Source organism: Paenibacillus sp. AR247 (assembly GCF_002968895.1).
Classification (GTDB): Bacteria; Bacillota; Bacilli; order Paenibacillales; family Paenibacillaceae; genus Paenibacillus_AQ; species Paenibacillus_AQ favisporus.
Window position 1 is genome coordinate 753,402 of record NZ_PCZT01000009.1, and the last position, 7,388, is coordinate 760,789.

6 protein-coding genes and 1 pseudogene are annotated in these 7,388 nt (G+C 51.4%); 1 reads left to right on the plus strand and 6 read right to left on the minus strand.

Translation table 11 applies throughout. The features are described from left to right. A pseudogene (locus CPT76_RS39500) lies at positions 1 to 260 on the minus strand (sugar ABC transporter permease); the annotation flags it as partial. A 221-nt stretch (positions 261 to 481) separates the two neighbouring features. Beyond that, a complete protein-coding gene (locus CPT76_RS11510) occupies positions 482 to 2,791 on the minus strand; it encodes a helix-turn-helix domain-containing protein (RefSeq protein WP_105443015.1) in 2,310 nt (769 codons plus the stop codon). Between the two features lie 481 nt (positions 2,792 to 3,272). On the opposite strand from CPT76_RS11510, the gene CPT76_RS11515 reads away from it, so the two are divergent. Next, a complete protein-coding gene (locus tag CPT76_RS11515) occupies positions 3,273 to 4,142 on the plus strand; it encodes a helix-turn-helix domain-containing protein (protein WP_181152804.1) in 870 nt (289 codons plus the stop codon). Between the two features lie 83 nt (positions 4,143 to 4,225). Here the strand turns inward: CPT76_RS11515 and CPT76_RS11520 are convergent, their stop codons facing one another. The 4 genes from CPT76_RS11520 to CPT76_RS11540 form a co-directional block, all read right to left on the minus strand. Continuing rightward, positions 4,226 to 4,609, minus strand: coding sequence for a YkvA family protein (locus tag CPT76_RS11520; RefSeq protein ID WP_105443017.1), 384 nt, complete (start codon positions 4,607 to 4,609; stop codon positions 4,226 to 4,228). A gap of 248 nt (positions 4,610 to 4,857) precedes the next feature. Further along, positions 4,858 to 5,796, minus strand: coding sequence for a hypothetical protein (locus tag CPT76_RS11525; RefSeq protein ID WP_146116221.1), 939 nt, complete (start codon positions 5,794 to 5,796; stop codon positions 4,858 to 4,860). Between the two features lie 273 nt (positions 5,797 to 6,069). Then, positions 6,070 to 6,405: a VOC family protein gene (locus CPT76_RS11535; RefSeq protein WP_146116222.1), complete on the minus strand. Its 336-nt coding sequence runs from the start codon at positions 6,403 to 6,405 to the stop codon at positions 6,070 to 6,072. Between the two features lie 132 nt (positions 6,406 to 6,537). Continuing rightward, positions 6,538 to 7,388, minus strand: an 851-nt coding sequence (locus CPT76_RS11540) for an RICIN domain-containing protein (RefSeq protein WP_258168319.1), incomplete at its 5' end; no start/stop codon positions are given.

The window sequence follows — 7,388 nt, forward strand, 5'->3', positions numbered from 1 at the left end:
TCGTACCGATAATTTTTGAAGGCGATGATGAGCCCCACCATCGGAATATAGGCGAATATCAGCTTATACAATATTCCCGGCAATGAGAGCAGGAGCAGCTCCCGGTTGTTACGGAAATGGCGCAGCTCCTTCCGGATGATCGATTTTTGCTTGCGCTGCTTTGGCGGCACGTCCGGTGAGGGTAGCAATCCGGTTTGTCCGAGTTCTGGCTCCATCCGTCTGTTTTCTGCGTCACCCGCCAGAGAAACCTTATTCAACATATCGTAAGCCCCTTTCCTCCTTTGCGCTCTGCCTGGTGTCAGGCTTTGCACGTCTAACGATAACGTAAAACCCTTACTGCTGCGTACTGTACAATTGCAGGATCACTGTACTGGCGGGCTGTATAGATGCCGGATTCCTGTATTTACAAGCCTGCAGCCGTTCTTGGGCATGCAAAAGACCCGCCAGGGAAACGGTTCTCCCGTGCGGGTCTTCATCAGGTTCATATGCTTCTCTCTATGGCAGATTTCAGGCGGTACTCCTTGGGTGTGGTTCCGTATCGGCGTTTGAACAAGCGGTAAAAATAGCTTTCGTTGCCGAAGCCGACCTTTTCCATAATTTCCACAACGGTCAGCTCCTGCTGCTCCAAATACGTTCGGGCACGGGCCAGGCGGGTGGCATTAATCTGATCGACGACCGTCGTTCCTTCCTGTGCCTTGAACACCTGCCCGATGTAGACCGAGCTCATCTTCAGCATGTCGGCGATCCGCTGCACGTTGAGATCCGGATCGGCAAAATGCTTGTCGATAATTTCTTTCACGGTATCGGCAAGCAGCCTGTTTTTGTCTTCACGCCCGTTCCGCCGCTGTTCGAATACCTCGCGGACGACATCGAGCAGCACCGTTTCGATTTCATCCAACGTTTCTTTCTCGAGAATGCGCCGGTTGATGGCCTGAACGTTGACCGATACCGGGTTCAAATTGTGATGGTTCATCTCTCCCAGTGTATTGCTGAGCGTAACCGCCAGATGCAGCAGCGCAGAGTACATATTCTCGAAGCTGAATCCGCCGATCAGCCCTCTCCAGCTCCGGATCGCCTGCTCCGTCTCTTCCAAATCGCCGCTCTTTAATCCTTCCGTCAGGCGCCGCTCCAATTCCTGCGGAATGCGGAACGTATCGTTTGCCTCGCAGCTTCGGACCCGCTCAGGCTCTAGCACCGCACCTTTGCCAAAAACCATGCGGTAATTGGCGTGGCGGACAGCCAGGTTATAATGCGCCGTGATTTCGCGGTAGTCTTCAAACGGGTCACTGAGCGTTACCGTGAAGGTAACCCGATAATATTGAAGGATGGTGTGCTGAAGCTCCCGAAAGCGGTCAGCAAGCATAGCTAAATCCCTGGATTCGCCGCCGACGATAAAGACGAGATGCCCGCTTTTCATATCTGCGGCTTCGCAGGATCCGTGTTTGTGGAGCAGTTCCTGGCCAATATTGGCTATGGCGAAATAGAGCAGCGATTCTGCTTGCGATCCCTGGCCGCGGGCAAGGCTCTGTACGTCGTCAATCTGGACCAGAGCCAGACGGAGTCTTGACGGATACGCGATATCGAGCCCGTACTGCTCTCTTATCCGCCGAAACTCCAGTTCGTGTACGCCTTCGCTGAGACCGATCAGGCTGCGCAGGTGATAGACCTTGGCGATGTTCCACTGGGATGCCCTCTCCTGCTCGAGCCCTTTCAGCTTTCCGATCATTTCCGTTACGTTGGCGGCGATGACCGACAGCTCATCCTTCGCCGGGGGAGCATCGCGCCGCTGCGGCGGAACGAGCGTCAGGAGCTGTCCGACCGGTTTATACAGCCGCAGCGAAAAAAACACGGACAGCAGCACAGCCAGGACCGCAACGGACAGCGTCACGGCCATCTCCGTCCACTTCATCTGCCGGACGCTGCCGAGCACTTCGTTATAATTCTGGAGGCTGACGATTTGCCAGTTGTTCAGTCCTTTGCTCAAATACGTCACCTTGTATTTATGCGAACCGTGCTTATAGATAAAAGAGTCCAGCGTACTCCCGGTAGCTTGGATTCGCTGAAGCAAATCCTTTTTGACGCTCAGCCCCTCCGGCAGCGACCGGTCGTTGGAAATCAGCATGCGCCCGTCACTGTCGGTCACGAACAGCATGTCGTTCTCCCGCTCTGCGACACGATTAAGCGCTTTCACGTTATCCAGCATCCATCCCGGCTTGACGGTCAAAATCAGGACATTATCATTTACGGAACCTAAGGACGGTCCGTCATAAATGAAGAAGGCGAACACATCGATCCCTTCATTTCCGCCGTTCAGATCCATCGGAATCAACTGGAGCTTCGGCAGGTCGCTGCGGGACGACATATAATCTCCCAGCCTTTGATACAGCAGCCTGTTGTCCATATCATGGTTGAGCGATGAGAAAAACCGGTGCTGCGCCCCGTTGTAAAAGACAGCAGCATGGAGATACGGAGACGCCGCTACGGTCTGATTCAGGCGCTCGATCTTCAGAATGCTCTGCTTGTAATCCGCTCCGGATTTCAGTGCGATCAGCTCTTCGTCGTTGTACATGGATACCGCCAGGTCCTTGACGATGCCGTTCATGTTTTCAATGTTATAGTTGATTTGGGTCAGCAACTTGCGGTCAGCTTCGTTCTGAAGGCTGAGCACTTTGTCGCGTGCGAAGGCGTTCATAAATAGGGAGGCCACCGCCAGCGTGGCGACTACGAGCATAAAGCTGAGCAAGATCCGCTGTAAATATTTCCGCGTTCGCAGCATTTGCAGCAAGTTCATCGTACCTCTCTCCCTCCCGATTGTTGGAGTGACCTAACTATAATCCGGTTGATTTTTAGGTGTCAATCCGTTTCTTCAGCAAGCGATCTCGAAATCGCATCCACATCGGAAATACACCGGGTGCCGCGCCGAACATTTCCTTGAGAAGCGTACGCGCCATAACCCAGTGCCCGGCATGGTTTGGATGAATACCGTCCCCCGAACGNTAAGCAGGATTCAGTGCTCTTTGGACGGATCCAAGCTTCGGTATACCGGATATAATGACCGCTGGCCGTAATGCTGTACCCCCAGAAAAAGAATAACCGGCTTCACGGGTTGATTCGTCCTTTCATTCCACCATAAATCCATAGGTACCTCCCCATTGACATTCTCTAAGCCGATGACGTATCGATCTGCCATGCGTCGGCCTGTAATCTTAATGGTATCGCGGGACGCCGCTCTTCGCCTTGACGATGCCGACATTGTTTAGCATAATATGGACATGATGACCACCAGACTGTTTGCCACGGACATCGGGCTCGAGCCGGGTTTTACGTTCCGCATTCAGAAATGTCCGCTAACGCACGAATATTTTGTACATAGCCACGATTTTTCCGAACTCGTCGTCATTTTGCAGGGCAGCGCCGTTCATATCATTGAAGGGAGGGAATACCCCGTTACAGCCGGCCAGGTATTCTTGATTCACAGCGGCGTATCCCACGGTTACAAAAACGTCGACGGGATTGAATACATCAACGTCATGTTCCAGCCCGAGCAGCTTCTGCAGCTGTCCGAGCTTAGGCTGCTTCCGGGCTTTCAAGCGCTCTTCTACATCGAACCATTTTACCGCAAGGAAATGAACTTCAAGGGCATGCTTACGCTGAACGAAGCGCAGCTGCAGGAAGCGACAAAACTGCTTGACCTGATTTTAACCGAGTATGAACTGCAGCCGCAGGGCTATCGTCTAATGATTCGCTCTTATTTTACCGCTCTCGTCGGCCTGCTCTCCCGCTATTATCAGATCGGCAGCGGAGCTGAAGATAACAAGGCCCTGCGGATCGGTGAAGCCGTCACTTACATTGAAGAGCACTTTCTCCAGCCGATCACCCTGCAAGCGATGGCCGACAAAGCCTACCTGTCCACCCGCCAGTTTCAGCGCGTCTTTACGCGCAACTATCACACAACCCCGATGGATTATGTCATACGCAAGCGTCTGGACTATTCCTGCACGCTGCTTCGCCATCCAAACCTGTCCATTTCCCAGGTGGCGCTCGAAAGCGGCTTTCGGGACCAGAACTATTACGCCCGCCAGTTCCGCAAGGTGTACAACTGTACGCCATCCGAGTATCGGGAGAAGCTGCAGGATTCATAAATACGGGGGAACGCCACGGTTTAAGCAGCCGATTGGGCGGGCGACCCGAATCCTGCCGGAAGGCCCTGCTGTGCATCAGCTGGTTACTTCAAACGGTTATACAGGTAAGTCAATACCACTGCCAGTACAGCAGCCCATAATAAAATAATCATGCCACCTGCAGCCCAATTCACCGGTTTCCCTTGGTTCATGCGAGCATCCGCTTTCTTTTTGGCATCCTCAATGACCTCACCAGGCATCATTTTTATTGCAGCCAATACTCCCAGCGGAATCAAAACCAAATCGTCCGCATAGCCAATGACGGGTATGAAGTCCGGTATTAAATCTATGGGGCTGAATGCATAGGCAACGACGCACATGGAAAACAGCTTTGCATACCATGGCGAACGTTTGTCGCGATAGGCGTAATAGAGTACAAATACCTGCCTTTTTAATTGTTTAGCCCAAACTTTCAGCTGTTCCATCATGTCTTCCATTCTCCCTTTGGCTTGTTATGACTCATTGTATTATCTTCATATTAACTTGCTACAAGACTTGCCTTATGTATTCTTCGCCGCCTTAAACTGACAAACCTCCCTACACTTATTTACGAATCGACACCATGAGAAGGAGACTCTCAGCAGCAGCAGCAGCCGTCCTCTATGCTATCATCATTTCCAGTCATCCGAATTGGAATCACAGCGGGATATGGACATGATGCATCCAGGCTCGGCGATCAACCCAATGTCAGCAGGAAATCGCTGAATTCTTCGGCGTTCCGAAACCGGTTGATTTGTACTCCCTGGCTCTGAAGATGCTGCTCCAGCTGCGAATCAAGCTGTTCAACCGCTTCTTTCAGGGGGCTGAAATCTACCTGATTCAGTAATCCGATTAAATCTGGAAAGCCAAGTTCCTTATACAAGGTTAACTCTTCCTCCCCGGCGCACAAAGGCGACGGCCAATACCCTTTCTCGGTGAAAAAGAGAAAACGGGATACTTCCTTCTGCACGCCGACCGCCCAGAAATAGGCTGTATGGTAGTCGCTTGATTCACAAGCGCTCACCACCTTATCCATAATCCCTTTCACTTCTTCATAGAAGCCCTTCATCCGGCCAGGATGATCTGGACCGCTGACGTCTTTCTCTTTCTGCTGCAAAATGAGACGAAGCGTATCCTTGGTCAATCGCTCGCAGGCTTCCCGGATTTGAAATCCCGAACAGGAGGACAGAATCGCCTCCATCGTCTGCTCCAATGTGTCCGGTTGTAAAGGGAAGTTTCGGATTTGCTCCCTGTTTTTGCCCCAGCCTTGGGTGTAGTATGTATGATTGATTAATGAAAGGCTCTCAAGGTTTAAGATAAGGATCTCTTGGGCTTCATAGCGAAAAGAAACCAGATCATCCATAGAGCCCATTTTGCTCAAGTTGTAAAGATGTATATAAGCTTCCTTCAGCCTCGATTCGGCTTTATGGAGCCATTCCAAGCGTGCCCGGGCTTGGTCAGCAATTTTGCTGCGAAGCTTGAGAAACCGTTCGTAGTCTTCTTCGGAACGTACATACAATAGCTTGCAATCCGCGATGATCGATACATTCAGTTCTTCGAAAGCGGCGATTCTCTCCGTACGTTCCCAGCTGATCGGCCAGAAATCAAAGCTGATCCCATTCACTACAAACTGCAAACTATGACGGAAACCTTCCGCGTTCGCCGGTATAAAAAAAAATCGAGATCGGAACGCTCCGTCGCCGTTCCTTGAGCGCGTGATCCATAATAACCGATCAGAGAGACGTCGTCCGGAAAATTCGTTGAAATATGTTGGACCATAAGCTCGGCTACTTCAAAAGGGTTAAACATCTGAATTCCTCCTTGAATCAGGCTTGACTTTGATATGTCCCTTTTAGCGAAAAGAGCGATGGTCGCTACCATCGCCCCTTCTTCCGGCCGTGAGCGGCCGTTATTTTTTTTCCATGACCGCAAAGTAATTCGCTTCGTCATCCGCAAAGTTAAACACCCTGCCGGTAGGCAGCTCAACGATTTCACCGACCGTGATCTGTTTATCGGTAAAATCGCGATACAACGCATCCACATCCTCTGTGAAAAACATTAAAGAAGGAGTGCCGAGATTTAAGCCCTCGGACATTTTCGCGACAGTCTCTTTATCATGCAGTACGATGCTGGAGCCTGCATCCTTGGCCGGGGCGACTTCGATCCATCTCATGTGTTCATTGTTTTCCTTATTGATCATTTGCCGTAACTCTCCTTTAATTTGAAAATATAGATGATAGTTCATTCATGGTCTTCTCAAATTATAGCACGCCCATCCACCGAAATTTCTCATCGATTGCCAAGACTTTAGCATGTGTTCCGCTTCAGTCGCGTATACACAAACAAGCAGCCCATATGTGGACTGCTTGTTTGAGCCTTAATTGATTTTGGTCAAGGCCCATTTCTGGGCGTCCGTTCCGTTATCCGTCCACTGCTGAACGGCCGCGCCATCCGCCGTGGACGAACCGGACACGTCAACGACGAGTCCGTTTGCTTTGGAAACCAGCTTATAATACCCTCCGCCTACGTCGACAATGCTCCACCTTTGCGCGTTCGTCCCGTTATCATCCCACTGCTGCAGCTGGACGCCGGCTGCCGTTGACGAATTCGGCACATCCAATACTTTGCCGCTGTGCACGGCAGTAAGCTTGTAATAACCGTCACCCGTGCTTTCGATCCGGAATTGCTGGTTGGTGGCGGTATAATTCGTCCACTGTTGGATTTTGGCTCCGCTGGCCATGGACACGTCAACGACATCCATTACTTTTCCACTCGACTTGGAGGCCAAAGTATAAACTCCGTTGCTGATTGCGCTGGACTGGCCTTTGTCCTGATATACACGGACGTAGTCCACGAGCATTTGAGCAGGAAACGGCGTCGAATCGTTTGGAGCCCCCGGCCAGTTGCCGCCGACCGCCAAGTTCAGGAGCAGGAAGAACGGCCGCTGAAATTCCTCGGTATTTCCAGTGCCATTCTCAATATAAAATTCATTGAACTGCTGTCCGTCAACGAACCAGCGGATATACTTCGAATCCCATTCGACGCTGTACACATGGTATTGGGCAAAATCGAGGTTGCCCGATACTCTGCCGTATTCCGCATGCCCTCCCGCATCCCAGTGAACGGTGCCGTTAACATAAGGGTTGTTATTAACCCGCTCCATGATGTCCGTTTCCCCGTGTACGGCCATCCGACCGTGCTGATGTTGCTGCCCAGCATCCAGAACCG

Bases quoted from the DNA above. Each gene is read 5' to 3' on its own strand.
- CPT76_RS11510 (WP_105443015.1), bottom strand. From the start codon at position 2,791: ATGAACTTGCTGCAAATGCTGCGAACGCGGAAATATTTACAGCGGATC.
- CPT76_RS11515 (WP_181152804.1), top strand. From the start codon at position 3,273: ATGATGACCACCAGACTGTTTGCCACGGACATCGGGCTCGAGCCGGGT.
- CPT76_RS11520 (WP_105443017.1), bottom strand. From the start codon at position 4,609: ATGATGGAACAGCTGAAAGTTTGGGCTAAACAATTAAAAAGGCAGGTA.
- CPT76_RS11535 (WP_146116222.1), bottom strand. From the start codon at position 6,405: ATGAACTATCATCTATATTTTCAAATTAAAGGAGAGTTACGGCAAATG.